Raw genomic sequence first — 18,564 nt, 5'->3', positions numbered from 1 at the left:
CTCCATCATTCAAAGTACACTTGCCCTTCAAGAATCTTCTCCAGCGCCGCTGCTGTTTCCTTGGCCGCCGTGCACGATTGAATGCTGAAGGAGCTCGCCGCCCTGTTCCCGGCCAGCAGGACCCCTTTCGGCACTCCCCTGAAAAACAGAGGCACCGCATAGGAGGAAATCAGCTTTTCGGCCAGCATGATCGGATAGTCGGTTGCTTTGCCGAGAATATTCTCCGGAAAGTTTTCTACAAGGAGCGGGCTCCCGCTTGAAATCACCTTACCGGCAATTCCTTTACCATATCGGACTGTAATCCGCTCGTATTTATCATTCCGATTGCCTGATGCGAAATGCCAGCGGATATCTAGGCCAACCCTGTTCTGGAGGGCGAGCCCGACAAAATCGCAGCCAATTGACTCCCGCAGCTGCTCGCATTTTTCGATGACAGGCTTTAGTCCCCTCAATTCCTTCATCCCGGTTAACTCCCCTTACAAGCCGTATCCCAACAGCCCTTTTTTAATGGCGTATTGGACGAGTTCGGGCCTTGTTTTTAACTGCAATTTTTCCATGACATTTCCTTTATGTGTCTCCACCGTTTTGACAGAAATCACTAACTGCTCGGCAATTTCCTTGTTCGAAAAACCTTTGGCAATCAGGGTCAGCACTTCCTTTTCTCTGTCGGACAGAAGATTGAACGTATCGGTGCTCCCTTGCCTTACCGCGCCCATATACTCTTCCATGAGCCTTTTTGTCGCTGACGGATGCAGATACGCATCGCCTTTCGCAACGGTCTCGATCGCCGCCAAAAGCTCATCGTGCGGGGCGCTCTTCAATATACAGCCGGACGCGCCGGCCTGGATCGCCCTGAACAAATATTCTTCATCGTCATGCATCGTGAGAATCAGGATATTTACTTCAGGCATCAGCTTTTTCAGCTCACCCGTTGCCGAAAGCCCATCCTTGCCGTGGGGCATGCTTAGGTCCATAATAACAACATTCGGTTTATGCTCCAGGGCTTTTTGAATCCCTTCGTTCCCTTCCGACGCCTCACCAACGACCCTCATATCGGGGTGCGTATTCAAAAGCATTGAAAGGCCCATCCTGACTACGGCATGGTCATCTACTAGCAGGATTTTTATCAAAGCAAACTCCCCTTTACTCATCGGACAGCTTTTTTAAAAAAAACCCAGCCGGCTTGCTTACAGCGGCAGGGTCAGTTCGATCAATGTCCCTTCCCCTATTGTAGAGGAAATATGGCAATTGCCGCCAGCAAGAAGCATCCTTTCCTTCATTGCGGCAAGGCCGGAAGACTGGAATGCAATAGCGCTCTCATCAAGATTGAAGCCCTTGCCAAAGTCCTTGATGGACACGGTCAATGAATCATGCGACCATCGGATTCCAAGGCTGACATGGCAAGTATCCGCATACTTCGCGATATTCGCCAATGCTTCCTGGCAAACCCGGAAAACGGCAATCCTGCCTTTTTCGGAAATGGCCTGTTCTTCGCCTTCCACCTCGACATCGACAAGAATCCCGAAAGTTGAAGTATAAAGTTTAATATAGCTTTTAACCGCAGGAACGAAGCCTAGGGTGCTTAAAGTAGGAGGATGCAATTCAACGGATAGAAGGCGGATTTCCTGGATTGTCCGCTCCATTAGCTGGGACATTTCGTTCACATACGCCTTCATTCCCGGATCCTGTATCGAAGCCTGGATAAATTGAAGGCCATTGAAGACGCTGTACAGATTTTGGCCGACACCTTCGTGAAGGTCGAGCGCGATTCTTTTTAATTCGTCTTCCTGGGAATGGATAATATATGAGCTAATGTCTTTATTTCCCGTCAAATCCTCCATACCATTTTCCTCCTTCTTTTCCATGGGCCGCCTTTACCGCTTCATTTTTACGGAGTAAGACAGGCCGCTCGCAGCATCGTATGCCGTCAGTTCCTCGTCCGTTCCGCCAAACTCACTCGATACCGGCACGGCAAGGAATTTATTTTTGTCAAAATAGAATCTCACGTGCGTTGCATCCGGGCACATCAGGACGTATTTGATCGTCTTCCTGATGGCAGGAGCTTTCTCGCCGCCTTCCCTGTCCGTGATGGCCAGTTCGACATCGGTACCTTCAAAGCGTTTCAGCTCTTTCAGCTTAATGGGTTCCACAGCTACCGCACCCTCTCTTATTAGGATAAACAAAGATTTTATACCCCTGCAGATAGTGCCAGAACGGTTCCCCGGCATTTGCTTCGATAAAGGCGATTGCCTCTTCTTCTGTCTGGAAGGGGCTCATCCCTTTTATTTCGGCAATGACCACGTCCGCACCATCGGCCTGCTTTTCTTCCAGGAACCAGTTCAGGCGCTTCCCGGAAAAAAGATCTTTTAACAAGGAATCCACTTCAGGAGAAAAGTTCCCCTCTCCCTTTCTGGCAAAACAAAAGTCGATGTACGTCTCGCTGTTCATCATAGCCGTTCACGCTCCTGTTTCCGTTCCTTCTTATAAATGTACAAGGCGAACGGGAAAAGCACGATATTCATGGCTCCGAAAATGAGCGAGTTGACATAGTTTTCGAAGAAGTACTGCTGGACCATGAAATGGGTGCAAACGATATTCAAAAACAGGACAGCGCACAGGATGAAGAAGTTTGCTTTACTAGGCTTCATAGCGTTTCACCCCTGTTGCGTATACTGAACCCTTATCTACCTTTACATAGATTTCCGGCAGCGGCCTTCTTGGCGGCCCCGCGGTCGGAGCTCCTGTTTCAACGTCAAATTTTCCATGGTGGCACGGGCAAAGCAGGTCCTTCTCTTCCTTGTTCCAAAAAACAGGGCAACGGAGATGTGTGCATGCATTTTGATAGGCAACGAATTTTGTCTCGGACAGCATGATCATAATCGCGCTGTCATGCTCACCGGGAAAAGCGAATTCAACTGCATCCCCGACAGCAACCGAATCGAGGCTCGCAATCTTTTTGCGCGGGTATTCCTTTTCGCCAAGGCCCATCAATTCCTTCGCGGCCATCGCCCCCCATGGAAGGGAGGAGACGGCGAACACGCCCGCCGCGCCGACAAGGGTTTTCATGAAGCCGCGCCGGTCCAGCTTCCGCTCGTTGTTGCGGTTTATATTATGTGTATAGTTATCTTCTTCGAACGGGATTTTATTATTTTTCTCTGTCATGCCAATCCCTCCTAAAACAGTTTCGTGACGCCCTGAAAAATGCCAGGCAGGTTCACTTTGACGTTTGTTTCGCCTTCAAGGTACGGCAGGCTTGTCACCCATTTGCCGCCATTATCAAGATTGAATTGCTTTCGCTTCGCATCAATTTCCTCATCTGTAAGCCACTGAAGCGTATTCGTTGGACAGACGCTCGCGCACATTGGCGGGATGCCGTCCTTGGAACGGTCGATACATAAGTCACATTTGTACATCAGGTTCTGCTCAGTATCAAATTTCGGGATGCCGTATGGGCAGGCGATTGTACAGTTTTGGCAGCCGATGCATTTCTCCACGAGGGCTGAGAGGACCGCGCCTGTTTCATGGATCTGGATGGCCTGGGCCGGGCAGCTTCTCGCACATGCCGGATTCACGCAGTGAAGGCACATAAGAGGCATCGTCTGCCGGTCGACAAGCGGATTTACGTCGTAAACGTAGTTCCGGTTCCGCTCTTCATGCCCGCCGCACTGTGTGCAGGCAGCAAGGCATGAGCGGCATCCTATACAGTTTTCAAGTTCTATATAAAGCCTCTTATCCATCATTGCACCTTCTTCAATTCGGTATTTACGGCTTGCACCTTCTTGATCTCAGCGGCGCATGCCTTGAACTCCGGCATCCTGCTTATCGGGTCAAGCGCCGGGATTGTTAGTAGGTTGATTGATTTTTCATGTCCCCATGAATAAGGAACGAAAATGGTATCTTTCCGAATTGCTTCGGTGATTTTCACCTTGTATTCCGCTTCACCGCGGCGGGTGAAAAGGAGGACCTTTTCCTCATGCTCGATTCCGTACTTCGCCGCTGTTTCCGGATGTACCTCGACAAATGGTTCCGGACACATATCATGCAAAAATTGAATTCTTCTAGTTTGGTTGCCTGATAGATAATGATAGACAACACGGCCTGTCGTAAGGCGGAGCGGAAATTCATTATCCGGCTCCTCTGCTGGAGGTGTGTATGGCAGGGCGAACAGCTTCGCCTTCCCGTCCGGATGGTAGAACTTCTTATCTAGGAACAGATGAGGCGTTCCTGGATCGTCTTCGCTCTTGCATGGCCAGAAAACGCCATCCTGTTTGTCTATCTTTTCCCATGTAACTCCCGAGTAATCCGCGATTCCGCCTTTTGATGCGCGGCGCAGTTCATTGAAAATGTCCAACGAAGTTTTCAGGTGGGAAAAATATTCTCCCCGTCCCATAAGCTCGGCAATCTCAACCTGAATTTTCCAGTCCGGTTTCGATTCTCCAAGCGGTTCCTGGGCGCGGTTAATTTTAATAATCCGGCCTTCAACATTCGTTGTCGTCCCCTCGTCCTCAGCCCAAGTTGTTGTTGGCAGGATGACGTCCGCGAATTCAGCGGATTCAGACATGTAAAAGTCGACACAGACCATGAAATCGAGATTTTTCATTTGCTCCCTGACATAGTTCAGGTTCGGGGCGGATACTGCCGGATTCGAGCAAAGCAGGTAAAGAGCGCGAATTGTTTTTTGCTCCATCAAACCAAACATTTCATAAGCGGATACCCCTGCCTGAGGCATTTCCTCTGGCTGAATTCCCCATACTTCAGCGATTTCCTTTACATGCTCTGGATAGGCAATTTTACGGTAGCCCGGAAGCGCATCAGCTTTTTGGCCGTGCTCGCGTCCGCCCTGGCCGTTCCCCTGGCCAGTGATTGTTGCGACGCCTGCTTTCGGACGTCCGATTTTACCTGTGACAAGCGACATGTTCACATAGGCTGAAACATTGTCGACACCTTTCTGCTGCTGCTCAATTCCGCGGGCGAACATAACGATTGCATTTGGTGCCTTTCCAAACAGCTCGGCTGCGCGGATGATTTTTTCCGGGGCGACGCCCGTAAGCTCACTTGTGTATTCAGGCGTGAATTCTTTTACGAGTTCTTTCAATTCAGCAAAACCATTCGTATGGTTGTTCACGAATTCTTCATCGGCATAGCCGTTTTGGATCAATAAATTCACAATGCCGTTTGCGAGCGCAAGGTCCGTCCCCGGCATCAGGTCTAGGTGGACATCTGCTCGGCGCGCAATTGGTGTTTCACGCGGATCGGCGATAATCAGGTACCCGCCCCGTTCCTGGACGTTCCAGACGCGGAACATCGAAGTCGGATGGCACTCGGCTGTGTTGCTTCCGGCAATGAACAGGCAGTCCGTTTCATGGACATCGGTCCAAGGAACAGTTGAACCGCGGTCGATTCCCAAAGAACGGTTCAGCCCACCGGCCGCGCTTGACATACAGAAACGGCCATTGTAATCGATGTATCGTGTTTGCAATCCGACACGGGCAAACTTCCCAGTCAGGTAGCACTTTTCGTTCGTCATGGACACGCCGCCGTATACAGACAGGCTATCCTTGCCGTATTCCGCCTGGAGCTTTTTGAAGTTCTTGACAATCAGGTCATATGCTTCGTCCCAGGATGCTTCACGGAATCCCTCTTTTGTTCCTTTTATAGATTTATCATCACGGATTAAAGGCTTCAGAATCCTGTCCGGGTGGTTAACCTGCTGGTAAGCGGTAACCCCTTTCGGACACATTTTACCGAGCGTCACCGGCCAGTCGTAACGAGGCTCAACGCCGATGATTTTATTCGTAACCGTATTTACCCTCAAGTTCATCCCGCACTGCATCGCGCAATAACTGCAATGGGTTTTTACGAGCGTTTCATTCGGGTGGTTAAGGTTCTCTACTTCTTTGAAAAATTTATCGCGTTCGTTCCTGAACTCAGCCTTTAGCATTCTGATTGGCCTCCTTGACTTTCACGTGGTGGGTCGCAAACCCCGAAAACTGGGCGATCCGGTACTTCCGGCGGCATGGAAGGCAAAGTTCCGCAAGATGGAAGCCTTCCTTCGATTCGAATTCCATATTGTTGATTCCGAGTACACCGATGACATCATTTGATTGCTCGACAGACACGAACCCTGTTCCGCAAACCTTGCATTTCTTCGTTCCCTGTTCCGCGTAATGCTCGCGGTAGTTCCTAGCGAATACGCTCAGCGGACGGAACGGGATGTGGGCAAGTTTTCCAAACGGCATGTAAATCAAGGTGATGATAACCGAGTACTGGTGGACCAGTGACATAACTTGGTGCCCGTATCCGTGGAGCACGATATTGATAAAAGTAAGGGCAAGGCCCGTTATTGACACAAAAAGCAATAAGTATAAAGGCAGGAAGTCGTACATGAAAGTCTGTTCCGCGCGCGCCTGCATGTTCTTCAGGCGGCGGTACAGCGCCATTGAAACGCCTATGATGACCATGAACGCCGAAATGTTAAGGGCGTTATACGATAAAAACGCAATAAAGCCATCAGCTGGCACCGTCATGATGTCCATCCCGAACAGGACGATTGTGTACATGCCATTGTCCGCCATCGTAAAGTACATCCAGCTGAAAACTAGAGGAAAAGTTACGAGAAGCGCAATCACACAGCCCCAGCCCATCATGATATGCTGCGTCCAGCGGTACAGGCCCCTGTTCCAGATGAACCGGTATGTAACCAGCTGCTCCGTCGCCGTTTTGGGAGTCGTTTTTCTAAAAAGAAGCTTGATGCCCTTTTTTATAAAAATCTTTGTCGGTGGCCTTTCTCCCCAGGCAATGAACCTGTAGAAAAATCGACCGAGGAAAACAATCGTCCCAACCATATATCCGTAAAGGTTCAAATCAACGTGGGTAAACATTCTCGTACCAATGAAAGAAAGGATGGCAAGGCCGAGTACCGTCAGAAACATCGACTTCGCAAAATGGGATGCAAAAGCATCGTTTACAGACCGGCCAGGTTTTTTTACAGTATCAAGATTTGCCTGCATGGGAGTTCCTCCTTAAAAAATCGCACTTTCTTTTGTTACTCCCATTGTAAAAAAACCAGTTCTTCTCCTGAATAGGGGTATTCCCCCATCCTCGGGGGAAAATTCCCTTACTTCCGGCGATTCCGACAAAGTTTTGACACAAAGGAGGCGATAAGGGGGCAAACTCTTAAATTCATACAACAAAAAAGCCATCCCGGATCGGTATCCGAAATGGCTAGATCGCTTATTCTTTTTTGAGCCGGTACTTTTTGTACCAGGAGTAGAGGAGGAGGCTTAAACCTGTCAAGGTTTGAACCAAAACAATCGCCCCATCAAAGAAAGGTTTTGAAAATAAAGGGCTGCTGAGCCTATCGATTGAATGGCTCATTGTCGTGATGATTTGCGGGATGGAATAGAAAACAAAAACAAGTATGGTTAAAAGCACACCAATGAAGTAGATGACGCTATACGACTTGATCGTCCTTTTCTCTTCCTCATAAACAGCTTCCCCAGCTTTTCTGGCTTCTTTTTTGAATTTACTTTTTATATAGTGATGGGCATTTTCCATAAGGTTATAACTGCCAGAGATATTTTCAATCACAAAATATAAATCAGTTTTCATATACACACCACACTGAAAAATGAAGCGGATGAATATATCGATAACTAAAATCTTCATGATAGCCAGGAGCAAAGCAGGGCCAGTTGGATAAAAATACTGAATAGACAATGCACAGGCAAAGGCAACCATATCAAAACAGAGGCCGCCTAAATAAAGGACATTCCTCTTACCGGAAGGGAGTTTCCAAGCGGCGGCCATATCTGTTTCCAAGGCTATAAAAAATAGCCTATGGCCAATTGATAATCTTGTTGGAAGGCCATTTGCCCTCATTGCGATAATATGCCCAAATTCATGCAAAATGAGTAGGGCCCCACCAATCCCCAGCCATAATAAAATGTTTAATGACATCCATGAAAATATAAAATAATCTTTATAATTTGGCAGAAGGTGATGATTCGTTAGTAGTATGTAAATATTGAATAACAACAAACTAATATAGAAAATATAACTATATTTATTAAAGAAAAATCTGCTCACACTTTCTGGAATCCACAGAAATCCAGTCGGTCCAAATTGATCAACTTCTTTTAAAATCAATTCGCCATTAACTTCGCTGATTAATTCTAAATCCAATAACTGATTGGCAAAATCGATAATATCTATATCTTCATTGGGATATTTAACCTTTAATATCTGTTCAATATCCCCCAGTGGTTTCCCCTTGTTAATAAGATTAATTGCATCAACAGCAGGATTGGGCATTTCGTAAAACTCGCCATTTTTCCTATCTTCTACGATATAATTTTTTCTATCTTCCCTTATAATAATAGGATTCAGTTTAACTATAGAGAGTTTATTTATCATTTTTTTCACCTGTTCTTAATTATAAGAGGATGCATATTTAAAATACGCATCCTCTTAATTTATCCTATAGCCAAAAGCACCACCAGCAAGGAATAACGGTTACTTTAACTTTCTTTAATTTCCGGATTTTCATAATTTCACCTCCTTTTTAACCAATGTTTAAGTTTGAAAACCTTTCTGTAGGGTTTTCATTCCATTCTTTATGGATTTCCTTCCATGTTGGAAAAACTCTTTTAAAGACTTCCACCAATTCTGGATCAAATTGAGTTCCTTTACCTTCTAATATTCTATTGTAAGCTTCCTCGACAGACAGAGCTGCTCTATAAGACCGAGAACTCGTCATGGCATCAAATGCGTCCGCAATTGAAGTTATTCTTGCTAAATAAGGTATTTCCACTCCTTTAAGTTGATCAGGGTACCCTTTGCCATCCCATCGTTCATGATGCGAACGGATAACTGAAATGCTTCCCTGGAGACCATCCACATTAGAAACTGCTCTTTCACCGATTTCAGGGTGGGATTTTATAATTTCATATTCTTCCTTTGTAAGAGCTGTGGGTTTCATTAATATATTATCAGGAATATTCACCTTTCCAATATCATGAAGGAGACAAGCATAATTATAAGTTTTTAGTTCGTCTTTAGAAAATTGGCCCAATTCTTTTGCCAGAATCATGGCGTAATTCGCTACCCTTTCACTATGACCCCTTGTGTAAGGGTCTTTGAGCTCCAATGTAGAAATGACTCCCTTTACTATCCCCACAAGCTGTTGATCATAAGATGTTTTAACTGCGTTAACATACGATTGGAATCGATTTAATATTATATAGGCTAGAACAGCCAGTATTGCAATTAACATAATGGCAAAAAACGCATTCGGGGCTTGAATTACAATCCCCGCAATAAGATATTTTGCTAATGAACCTAACGATACAACTAAAAAGAAGGGAGTGCTCACAAAAATTGGTGAGAGTAATAGCCAAAATATCTCAACTGGATTTCCACTTCTATAAAGTTCCGGATTTCCTACAAATGTTAAAATATCATTAATTAAATACAAAACAGTATAAGAAATAAAATAAACATACTTTACTAGATAGGATTTCTTCTTCTTGATTAAATATATTGCGACTGGAATCAATGCAAACAAAAATACATATATCCAATATCCGAAAAAATATGAAATTGAATCTCCACCATTTGACATATATTTCGGAACAACTAAATCGTAAAAAAGATCAAACAACAATGAGATAATATAAAACAGAGCGATAAACCATTTTAAGGTTCTCTGTTCCTCATTCAATAAACTTTCATAAATTGGTTTCTGCATGTAAATACCTCGCTAGTAAAAGTCCTCTTCTTAACTCTATTGCTAATATCTAGTTTTTCTTCCATTTTATACAGTATCCCATACATTATAAAACAATTTTCACTATCAATACATAGCTCTTGAGGCATAAATATGAATAATAGTAGAAATTTCCCCCAAAATGTTAAGCACTAACTCAACAAAAGGACGTTTTACTGCAACTTTGGAAGCAAAATGTCAATTTTTGTCCCTGTATTTATTTCACTCTGAATTTCGATTTTTCCACCATGATCCATCACAATTTGGTTAGTTACCATCAGCCCTAATCCCGTACCGTCCTTTTTTGTTGTAAAAAAAGGGTCGCATAACTTCTTAATGTGTTCTTCAGGTATCCCATATCCTTCATCCGCTATAGACAGGACGATTTGGTTTTCATCAAATGACCTCAGGGAAATTTTAATAGTACCTTCCTCAGCCATTGATTCAATTGAATTTTTAACTAAATTAATGATAACTTGCTTTAGTTGCTTTTCATCTCCCTTTATAAGGGCAGGATTTGCATCGAACTCCTTTATAAAGGTAATCCTTGTTCCTCTCGCAAATTGCATGGCTATGGAAAGGCCATAATCAATCATTTCCTTTAAGTCAATTTTAGTGAAAGAGGCGCTTTTTGGTTTCCCCAAAATCATCAAGTCATCTACGATTGTAGTCAGCCTGTCAATTTCCTGATTCATAATCAAAGAATAATCCTTACTGTTCGATGTCTCTTGCTGGAGCTGAATAAATCCTTTCAAGGCTGTTAAAGGATTCCGAATTTCATGCGCTATTCCTGTAGCCATCTGTCCAACGCTAATGAGTTTTTCCTTTTGCCTTAGTTCTTCATATACTTCTGTAATAGCCATTAAATGGGATGAATATCGATTCAATATAATAAAGGAAATGGATGATATAAGCATGTATAGAGCCATAGGTACAAAAACCTCTGTTGTCTGAAGGACCAATCCACAGAACAAATACTTAATAATAGTTCCGATGCAAATTACCCAGAAATATCTTTTATTAACAAAAGTCGGAACAAGCAATATGAAGATAAGCTCAACAAAATTCGAGCTTAAAATGTTACCGGGAGAGTTCATATAGGCATAGACTATATAGTTAAAGTCAACAATTGAAAAACAAATAAAAAACAAATATTTCACCGAAAAAGGAGAATATCTTTTAATCCAGTATATTGATAATGGAAGCAGTCCCAAAACAATAAGATAGTACCACGCAACCTCAAAAGGATCTAACACATAATGGGCTGAGGATTTGGTTCCCCTATACGCAAGGAATAAAAATAGGTCCACTACAATAAATGTAGGATAAAAAAGATAGAAAAAAAGTTTAAGAGCCTTCACTTCTTCCGAGACGAGTCTTACATCTTTTAAGTTTTCATTCATAGGTTTCTCCCTTAAAAAATAACTTTATTCTTCTTTATTTTACCACCTTCCACAATAGTTAATTACATATTTTTTTAAAAATCGCCAAATTTCGTCATTTTTCGCTCCCAGCGGTTTTAGAGGTTAGGGTGTTTTGAAAATTCGCATAAGTAATGAAACCTATTCATAAAAAAAGAGGACCCTTATTAGGGACCCCAATCTGTAATCAAATTCATTTCACTTTGCTACTTGCAACATCCCCTGCGTTTGGTTCGGGCAACTCATTTTGCTTACCGGTAAAAGCAGCGTCACCTTGGTCCCTTTATCCAATTCACTCGAATAAAAGACACGGCCGTCCATTTCATTAATAATTCTTAGGGATACACATGTCCCCAGGCCTGTCCCTCTTTCCTTGGTGGTGTAAAAAAGTGTACCAATCCTTGAGAGCTGCTCCTGTGTCATTCCCCTGCCATTGTCGGTAATTTCAATTACCGCTTGACCGTCCTTCCCATTAAGGCTGACAGAAACCATGCCTCCTTCTTTAGTGGCCTCTATTGCATTTTTCAACAGGTTGACAATCGCCTGTTTTAGCTGGTTCCGGTCCGTCTCGATATGAAGGTTCTCCTTTGACAAATTGCCCTCAAGGGTTACTCCTCCTTTAGCGGCAAGCGGGTTTAGCAGGGCAATGATTTCCGAGAGCACTTCATGGTAGCAGCATTCCTCAATTTTATGGAACTGCGGCTTTGCAAAATTAAGGTAATCACTAAGGATCATTTCCGCGCGCCCTACTTCACTCAAGGCGAGGGTTAGATATTCATGGTTTTTTCCGGTTTCATTTTGGTGCATCAGCTGCATAAACCCTTTTACGACAGTTAGGGGATTCCGTACCTCATGTGCAAAGGAGGCAGCGAGTTCTCCCATGGTATTCAGTTTTTCACTTCTTAAAATATCGTCCCGCATTTTTTCCCTTTCGATAAGTTCCTCAATCAATCTGGCCGAGAAACCGATGCCCGCAATGCTGATTGCTCCAAACAATAGAATATCCGGCGATAAAATCAGGTCCCTATCCAAATCCCTCCCCGCGAGTGTCCGGAAAAGCACGAACATGGAAAAGGAGAAGAACATCGACCATCCGCTGCCCAGGATTGCTAGTTTAATCCGATTTGAAGGCGTGTACGTCCAGAACTTTTTATACCAAAAAATCGCAAAAACAACTGTGGCGATACTTGTAAAATAACTGTAAATAACCGCCTCGCCGCCAATGAAGGTTCTAGTTACGAGAATGACGACAAATACAATCAGGCCCGCCCCCGGGCCGCCATAAAGGAGGGCCAGGACAAACGGGACGTACCGCAAATCCCAGTAGAATCCTTCAAAGTGATAAGAAAACACAACACATAAAAAGGCTGCGCCACCTTGGAATATCCCAAAAATCAAACCATTATTCTCCAGCCGCCTATTCTCTGGCAGGAGGCTGAAGAGAAGTACGGGGGCCAAAATCAACAGGGCCTGGAGAAGCAGCTTTTCCTCAATCATTCAATGCACCCAATTTCCCAAATGACAATTTGTTATATTTATTTTACGACAAATCTCTTCCAAATCCTTTACATCACAAGAGTATTTCGTCCGACAATTACTAAGCAATTCCCCTAAAAAACGACACGAACGAACTTATCGGACACAAAAAAACGGGATGCATAGCACCCCGTTTTTCCAACTTCTACTTTATGATACTCTTTCTGTCTCGATTCCGTTGTAATCCTCTTCCCAATACTCGGCATTTTTAATGCCAAGCTTCTTTGAATTGAAAACTGGATCCAGCCCGGCCTTTTTCTGGGCCTCATAGTCCTTCAGCGCCATCAAGGCAGGCTTAGCGAGGATCACTACGGCGATCAGGTTAAGCCATACCATGATCCCGAGGCCGACATCTCCAAGCGCCCATGCAAGGTTGGCTGTTTTAACTGCACCGTAAAAAGTTGAAGCCATCAATACAAGCTTAAGGACAAACATCGGCCATTTGCTGCTCATCCCCCTCGTCAGGTAGGCGATGTTCGTTTCTGCAATGTAGTAGTATGCCATAATTGTCGTAAAGGCGAAGAAGAAAAGTGCCACAGCCACAAAACCTGCTCCAAAGCCCGGAAGCGCAGTATCAACAGCAGCCTGTGTAAATCCTGGCCCTGCTTCCACCCCTGGCAGATTTTCAGTAATAAACGTCTTCCCGTCCGTACCTACTGTGTTGTACATACCTGTAAAAAGGATCATGAAGGCTGTTGCAGAACAAACGAAAAGCGTATCGATATAGACTGAGAAAGCCTGGACGAGACCCTGCTTCGCAGGATGGGATACTTCAGCCGCACCCGCAGCATGCGCTCCCGTTCCCTGTCCGGCTTCATTGGAATAAATCCCCCGCTTAACGCCCCACTGGATTGCAAGTCCAAGCAGCGCGCCAAACGCCGCGTCCGCGCCGAATGCACTTCTGAAAATAAGTGAAAAAACTTCAGGGACTTTACCGAAATTGACGGCGACGATATAGAGTGAAACAAGAATATAACCAAGGGCCATAAAAGGAACCACATAAGAAGCTACAATTGAAATCCTTTTTACTCCCCCAAAAATAATCGCACCAAGAATAATAACAATGATTGCTCCCGTAATAGTCCTGTCCACTTTGAATGCGTTTTCAATTCCGATTGCAATGGAATTGGATTGGATGCCCGGCATTAGGAAGCTCATTGCGACCAGAGCCGATAATGCGAACAGGATTCCGTACCATTTCATTCCCATGCCTTTTTCAATGTAATAAGCCGGTCCCCCGCGGTACTCCCCGTCCTGCTTTACCTTGTAAATTTGCGCTAGAGTCGATTCGACAAACGCCGTTCCGGCTCCGATGAAAGCGATAGCCCACATCCAGAAAACAGCTCCTGGTCCTCCAAATGCGATAGCCGTGGCTGTACCCGCTATATTACCTGTGCCCACTCGCCCGGACAATGCCAGCGATAGCGCCTGGAACGATGAAACGCCCGCATCCGAACTCTTCCCTTTAAACATCAGCATGACCATGTCTTTAATGTGTCTTACCTGGAGAAAGCGGGTGCGCAATGAAAAGTACAGCCCTACCCCAAGGCAAAATACGATCATTGGTGTACTCCAAAGCCAGCCATTCAACGAGTTAACAAATTCGTTCACAAACATCCCCCTTGTGTGTTTCAGAATTTTCTCTTCATTCTGAATTATAGAATAACGACCTGCTGTAAACAACAATTTTTATCACATTATTCTAAATTATCTTACAATCATTCGAGTATAATAGGTTGTTTTTTGAGGGTAAACACTGAAACACAGAAAATTTATATACGATTTTAATAGTATTAAAAACTTCAAAAGAAAAAGGCCGGGAGTAGATACCCAGCCTAATTTTTATTATTATTCAGTTCATAATAAAATCCTTTATTCCCAAGAAGGGATTCGTGGTTCCCTTCCTCAATAATCTCCCCATTTTGAAGGACAAGGATTTTATCGGCATTCCGGATAGTGTTCAAACGGTGGGCAATAACAAAACTGGTCCTTCCCCTCATCAGCCTTCCGAGCGCGTCCTGGATTTTCAATTCGGTGATCGTATCGATAGAACTAGTCGCTTCATCCAAAATTAAAATCGACGGGTCGGCCAGGATTGCCCTGGCGATTGATAGGAGCTGTTTTTGACCCTGGGAAATACCGCTACCATCCTGTTTCAGGACTGTGCCATAGCCCTCAGGCATCTTTTCAATGAAGGAATGGGCATTTGCCATTTTCGCCGCCTCGATTACCTCTTCATCCGTTGCCTCCAACCTTCCATAACGGATATTCTCCAAAATCGGCCCCTCGAACAGGAAGGAGTCCTGAAGCACAAAGCCCATATAGCTGCGGAGGCTTTTTCTTTTAACGGCGGATGTATCGTGCCCATCAATCAAAATCGCTCCGCTATCAGGGTCATAGAAACGTGATAGCAGATTGATGATTGTCGACTTTCCGGCACCCGTCGGGCCGACAAGGGCAACCATTTCGCCGGGATATACCAGGAATGAAACGTCTCTGATTGTATTCCCTTCCTTCTCATATGAAAAAGAAACATTGCGGAATTCAACCTCTCCAATTACCTCATCCAGCTCGATGGCACCGGATTCATCTGTCGATTCGGCATCCTCATCAAGAATTTCAAATACCCGCTCCGCCCCGGCGACCGCTGACAGGAGCGTGTTGAACTGGTTCGCCAAATCATTCAAGGGCCTGGTAAACTGGCGGGAGTATTCGGCGAAAACGATGATGACACCTATTGAAATCATACCTTTTAAGGCAAAGATTCCGCCAATCGCCGCGATGATGGTGAAACTGACATTATTCAGGACGTTCATAAGCTTCGGAATGAACCCGGAAAAGGTTTGCGCCCAAAAGCCCGACTGCCTTAACCGGCCATTTTTTTCAAGGAAAGCATCAATCGCCTTCTGTTCCTGCGAAAAGGTTTTGACAATCCGCTGGCCTGAAATCTTCTCTTCGATAAACCCATTTAATTCTCCGAGGTTCCTCTGCTGCTCTTTGAAAAGGATCCCGGTCCGGTTCGTAATCCATTTCATACCGAGGAACATGAGCGGAACAATAATAAGTGAAATCAGCGTCAATAGCGGGCTCAGCCATACCATGACGGAAATGGTGCCAACAAGCATGAGCACGCTTGAAAAAATCTGGATGACCGAGCTGTTCAAGGTCGAACTGACATTCTCAATGTCATTCGTTACACGGCTCATAAGCTCACCGGACTGCCTTTTGTCAAAAAAGGAGATGGGCAGCCGGTGTAAATGGCTGAACAAATCGGTTCTGAGCCTTGACACCGTATCCTGGGCAATGCCAATCATCAGATATCCCTGCAGAAAACTTGATAGAGAAAACATAAAATAAACTCCGAGGATTCCCGCAAGCAGAAGCGGAAGGCCCGCTGTTTCCTTCGTAATAATGTAATCATCGACAGTCCTTCCAATCAGGATCGGCCCCAGAAGAGATAGGCCGGTGCTCAGGATGACAAGGAACAGGACAACGGTAATGCCCCCCTTTTTTACGGAAAGATAGTCCCATAATCTTCTGATCGTGGCCGCCCAGTTTTTTGCCTTGGCCTTTTTCTTTTGTTCCGGCGCGCCTTTTGCTTTCAGAACTGGTTTCGGATACAAAAAGGGCTTAGTTAATGCCTTCAGCATACAATCTGTTCTCCTCTTCAAGCTGAGTTTCGTAAATCCTTCTGTAAAGCGGTTCTGTCCGAATCAGCATCGCATGGGTTCCGGCAGCCTTGATCTTTCCGTCTTCGAGCAGAAGGATGGAATCAGCGCTCATCGCAGTCGAAATTTTTTGCGTAATGATCAGGGTCGTGCATTTGTACTTCTTTAAAGCTTTTAAAAGGTTGGATTCCGTCTTCATATCGAGCGCGCTTGTACTATCGTCCAAAAGAAGAATCTTCGGTTTTCGGACAAGGGCCCTGGCAATTGAAATGCGCTGCTTCTGGCCTCCTGAAAGGTTAACCCCTTTTTGTCCGATCCTTGATTCGTATCCTTCAGGGAACTTTTCAATCGATTCATGGATTTGCGCATTCACCGCGGCCTCGGTAATGTCCTGCTCTGAGGCGTTTTCCTTCCCCCACGAGATGTTTTCCGCGACTGTCCCTGTAAATAATAGGACGTCCTGCGGCACATACCCGATTTGCCTTCTAAGCGTTTCAAGCTTCATTTTCCGGATGTCAGCCCCATCAATCAGGATTTCTCCTTCCGCTATATCATAAAGCCTTGGAATCAGCTGAAATAAAGATGTTTTCCCTGACCCAGTAGCCCCTAGGATCGCAACGGTTGAACCTGGCTTGGCGGTAAATGAGATATTTTCAAGAACTGGCGTGCTGGTCCCGGGATATTGGAATGAGACAGATTTGAATTCAATTTTCCCATAAGGCACAGGCTTTTCCTTATATGGCAATGGAGCATCAACGAGGTCTACCTCGGTCTCGAACACCTCGGCAATCCTCTGGCCGGACGCCCTCGCCCTCGAAAAAATCATGATGATCATCGATACAATCGACAGGGCGGAAGTGATCCTCGTACCATAGTTGATAATCGCAACGACTTCCCCCACCTTTGTTTCTCCAGTGCTTACTTCAAAGCTCCCAAACCAAAGGACCGCGAGGATTCCAGCATTCATGGCCAACATCAGCACAGGGGTTGTGTATTCAATCAGCCTGAAGGCGGAAACCGTTTTTTCCCTGAGGCGCCCATTGGCTTCCATAAATCGGCCAATTTCATGCCCTCCGCGCAAAAAAGCCTTGATAAGCCTCATGGCGGTCAGGTTTTCCCTGAGAACGGAGTTGACCCTGTCAAGATTCTTTTGCATTGAAAGAAAATAGCCGCGCGCTTTTATCATCGCCCATGAGAGGAATAGGATAAGGAACGGTGTAACCCCCGCAAGAATTAAACCGAGCTTCAGGTCTACCACCATCGCCATCACCAGCCCTCCGATAATCAGGAGCGGGGCGCGAAGCATGATTCTCAGGCTCATGAACACTGTGTTTTGAATCATTGTTACATCATTGGTCATCCTTGTGACTAAGGAAGACGTCGAGAACCGATCGAAATTGGCAAATGAAAAAGATTGGACCTTTTCAAAAAGCGCCTTGCGCACATCATAGCCAAAGCTTTGGCTCGCGTGGCCGGCGTAAAAGGAATTAATGATTCCCGATGCAAAGGCCAGAGCCGAAACCCCAAGCATAATTGCCCCGCCCTGAAGGACCAGATTCAAATCCTTTTTAAGGACGCCTTCATCAATGATTCTTGCCATCAGCAATGGCTGCCACAGCTCGACGATTAATTCTACGAGCATTAAGAAAAGAGCGATTGCCATATGGATCCGGTATGGTTTTAAAAAAGAAAAGATTTTTGACACGGTCTGCCACCTGCCTGAATGGATATATCCCAAGCTGCGGTACCGGAGGACAGTACCAACGCAATACTTCGGAAATCTAAATATTCTTGCAAATCAATCATACTGCTTTTTTCCATTTTTTTAAATGTTTATGTGAAAATTTTATTAACATAAAGTCCATTGCCAAATTTACTTTTTTATGGTATTATAAATAATTGTTCGCTTGAGTAACTTGAACACACGGATTGCAAAGTAATACAGACTGGCATTCTGCTTATGTTTTAAATAGATGGACTTATTCACACTGGCGCGGCTTCGGAGCCGCAAGGACGCAAGAGAGGTAGGGCTTACGTCGTTTAGGTTTTAAACAACCAGGTGGAATATTGAACCGCGGCAAACGATTGTTAACGTTAAACAATCCAAACTTTTATCTATTGCCTTGCAACTAGCTGCAAGTTACTTAACATGGCGCGAAGCTCTATGGGCTTA

Annotated in this window: 17 protein-coding genes; all 17 read right to left on the bottom strand. The window is 44.9% G+C overall.

Annotated features, from left to right (window positions below; translation table 11 throughout):
* Positions 1–5 precede the first annotated feature (5 nt).
* The 17 genes from DRW41_RS12065 to DRW41_RS11985 all read right to left on the bottom strand — a co-directional run bounded on the left by DRW41_RS12065 (position 6) and on the right by DRW41_RS11985 (position 18,096).
* Positions 6–461, bottom strand: a complete 456-nt coding sequence (locus tag DRW41_RS12065; protein ID WP_115452254.1) for a GAF domain-containing protein — start codon at positions 459–461, stop codon at positions 6–8.
* Positions 462–476: 15 nt separating this feature from the next.
* On the bottom strand, positions 477–1,130 hold the full coding sequence (locus tag DRW41_RS12060; RefSeq protein WP_115452253.1) for a response regulator: 654 nt from the start codon (positions 1,128–1,130) through the stop codon (positions 477–479).
* Positions 1,131–1,187: 57 nt separating this feature from the next.
* A complete protein-coding gene (locus tag DRW41_RS12055; protein WP_115452252.1) occupies positions 1,188–1,841 on the bottom strand; it encodes a sensor histidine kinase in 654 nt (217 codons plus the stop codon).
* A gap of 33 nt (positions 1,842–1,874) precedes the next feature.
* Positions 1,875–2,150 carry a hypothetical protein gene (locus DRW41_RS12050; protein WP_115452251.1) on the bottom strand — a complete coding sequence of 92 codons (276 nt, stop codon included), beginning with the start codon at positions 2,148–2,150 and terminating at the stop codon, positions 1,875–1,877.
* Complete coding sequence (locus tag DRW41_RS12045) at positions 2,137–2,448, bottom strand: hypothetical protein (RefSeq protein WP_115452307.1); 312 nt, start codon at positions 2,446–2,448, stop codon at positions 2,137–2,139. Before DRW41_RS12045 ends, DRW41_RS12050 begins: the two co-directional genes overlap by 14 nt.
* A complete protein-coding gene (locus DRW41_RS12040; protein WP_115452250.1) occupies positions 2,448–2,648 on the bottom strand; it encodes a hypothetical protein in 201 nt (66 codons plus the stop codon). The genes DRW41_RS12045 and DRW41_RS12040 overlap by 1 nt, the downstream gene beginning before the upstream one ends.
* The gene (locus DRW41_RS12035; RefSeq protein WP_115452249.1) at positions 2,638–3,162 is read right to left on the bottom strand and encodes a Rieske 2Fe-2S domain-containing protein; all 525 of its coding nucleotides are present in this window, start codon (positions 3,160–3,162) and stop codon (positions 2,638–2,640) included. Before DRW41_RS12035 ends, DRW41_RS12040 begins: the two co-directional genes overlap by 11 nt.
* Before the next feature lie 11 nt (positions 3,163–3,173).
* Positions 3,174–3,737 carry a 4Fe-4S dicluster domain-containing protein gene (locus DRW41_RS12030; protein WP_115452248.1) on the bottom strand — a complete coding sequence of 188 codons (564 nt, stop codon included), beginning with the start codon at positions 3,735–3,737 and terminating at the stop codon, positions 3,174–3,176.
* A complete protein-coding gene (locus DRW41_RS12025; protein WP_115452247.1) occupies positions 3,737–5,941 on the bottom strand; it encodes a molybdopterin oxidoreductase family protein in 2,205 nt (734 codons plus the stop codon). Before DRW41_RS12025 ends, DRW41_RS12030 begins: the two co-directional genes overlap by 1 nt.
* A complete protein-coding gene (locus DRW41_RS12020) occupies positions 5,928–7,010 on the bottom strand; it encodes a hypothetical protein (RefSeq protein WP_115452306.1) in 1,083 nt (360 codons plus the stop codon). The genes DRW41_RS12025 and DRW41_RS12020 overlap by 14 nt, the downstream gene beginning before the upstream one ends.
* A 223-nt stretch (positions 7,011–7,233) precedes the next feature.
* Positions 7,234–8,415: a hypothetical protein gene (locus DRW41_RS12015; protein ID WP_115452246.1), complete on the bottom strand. Its 1,182-nt coding sequence runs from the start codon at positions 8,413–8,415 to the stop codon at positions 7,234–7,236.
* A 148-nt stretch (positions 8,416–8,563) separates the two neighbouring features.
* On the bottom strand, positions 8,564–9,748 hold the full coding sequence (locus DRW41_RS12010) for an HD-GYP domain-containing protein (RefSeq protein ID WP_115452245.1): 1,185 nt from the start codon (positions 9,746–9,748) through the stop codon (positions 8,564–8,566).
* 191 nt (positions 9,749–9,939) lie between these two features.
* On the bottom strand, positions 9,940–11,169 hold the full coding sequence (locus DRW41_RS12005) for an ATP-binding protein (protein WP_115452244.1): 1,230 nt from the start codon (positions 11,167–11,169) through the stop codon (positions 9,940–9,942).
* Positions 11,170–11,385: 216 nt separating this feature from the next.
* Complete coding sequence (locus DRW41_RS12000) at positions 11,386–12,684, bottom strand: ATP-binding protein (protein ID WP_115452243.1); 1,299 nt, start codon at positions 12,682–12,684, stop codon at positions 11,386–11,388.
* A 189-nt stretch (positions 12,685–12,873) separates the two neighbouring features.
* Positions 12,874–14,334: an alanine/glycine:cation symporter family protein gene (locus DRW41_RS11995; RefSeq protein ID WP_115452242.1), complete on the bottom strand. Its 1,461-nt coding sequence runs from the start codon at positions 14,332–14,334 to the stop codon at positions 12,874–12,876.
* A 224-nt stretch (positions 14,335–14,558) separates the two neighbouring features.
* On the bottom strand, positions 14,559–16,373 hold the full coding sequence (locus DRW41_RS11990) for an ABC transporter ATP-binding protein (protein WP_115452241.1): 1,815 nt from the start codon (positions 16,371–16,373) through the stop codon (positions 14,559–14,561).
* On the bottom strand, positions 16,354–18,096 hold the full coding sequence (locus DRW41_RS11985) for an ABC transporter ATP-binding protein (protein WP_115452240.1): 1,743 nt from the start codon (positions 18,094–18,096) through the stop codon (positions 16,354–16,356). The genes DRW41_RS11990 and DRW41_RS11985 overlap by 20 nt, the downstream gene beginning before the upstream one ends.
* Positions 18,097–18,564 lie beyond the last annotated feature (468 nt).

The organism is Neobacillus piezotolerans, from assembly GCF_003362805.1.
Classification (GTDB): domain Bacteria; phylum Bacillota; class Bacilli; order Bacillales; family Cytobacillaceae; genus Bacillus_D; species Bacillus_D piezotolerans.
The sequence above is the reverse complement of the archived record's forward strand: the minus strand, read 5'-3'. Positions and strand labels throughout refer to the sequence as shown.

Excerpts from the sequence above, each read along its gene's own strand:
- DRW41_RS12065 (WP_115452254.1), bottom strand. The coding sequence starts at position 461 with ATGAAGGAATTGAGGGGACTAAAGCCTGTCATCGAAAAATGCGAGCAG.
- DRW41_RS12045 (WP_115452307.1), bottom strand. The coding sequence starts at position 2,448 with ATGAACAGCGAGACGTACATCGACTTTTGTTTTGCCAGAAAGGGAGAG.
- DRW41_RS12040 (WP_115452250.1), bottom strand. The coding sequence starts at position 2,648 with ATGAAGCCTAGTAAAGCAAACTTCTTCATCCTGTGCGCTGTCCTGTTT.
- DRW41_RS12000 (WP_115452243.1), bottom strand. The coding sequence starts at position 12,684 with ATGATTGAGGAAAAGCTGCTTCTCCAGGCCCTGTTGATTTTGGCCCCC.
- DRW41_RS12015 (WP_115452246.1), bottom strand. The coding sequence starts at position 8,415 with ATGATAAATAAACTCTCTATAGTTAAACTGAATCCTATTATTATAAGG.
- DRW41_RS12025 (WP_115452247.1), bottom strand. The coding sequence starts at position 5,941 with ATGCTAAAGGCTGAGTTCAGGAACGAACGCGATAAATTTTTCAAAGAA.
- DRW41_RS11990 (WP_115452241.1), bottom strand. The coding sequence starts at position 16,373 with ATGCTGAAGGCATTAACTAAGCCCTTTTTGTATCCGAAACCAGTTCTG.
- DRW41_RS12035 (WP_115452249.1), bottom strand. The coding sequence starts at position 3,162 with ATGACAGAGAAAAATAATAAAATCCCGTTCGAAGAAGATAACTATACA.
- DRW41_RS12010 (WP_115452245.1), bottom strand. The coding sequence starts at position 9,748 with ATGCAGAAACCAATTTATGAAAGTTTATTGAATGAGGAACAGAGAACC.
- DRW41_RS12005 (WP_115452244.1), bottom strand. The coding sequence starts at position 11,169 with ATGAATGAAAACTTAAAAGATGTAAGACTCGTCTCGGAAGAAGTGAAG.
- DRW41_RS12020 (WP_115452306.1), bottom strand. The coding sequence starts at position 7,010 with ATGCAGGCAAATCTTGATACTGTAAAAAAACCTGGCCGGTCTGTAAAC.
- DRW41_RS12030 (WP_115452248.1), bottom strand. The coding sequence starts at position 3,737 with ATGGATAAGAGGCTTTATATAGAACTTGAAAACTGTATAGGATGCCGC.
- DRW41_RS12055 (WP_115452252.1), bottom strand. The coding sequence starts at position 1,841 with ATGGAGGATTTGACGGGAAATAAAGACATTAGCTCATATATTATCCAT.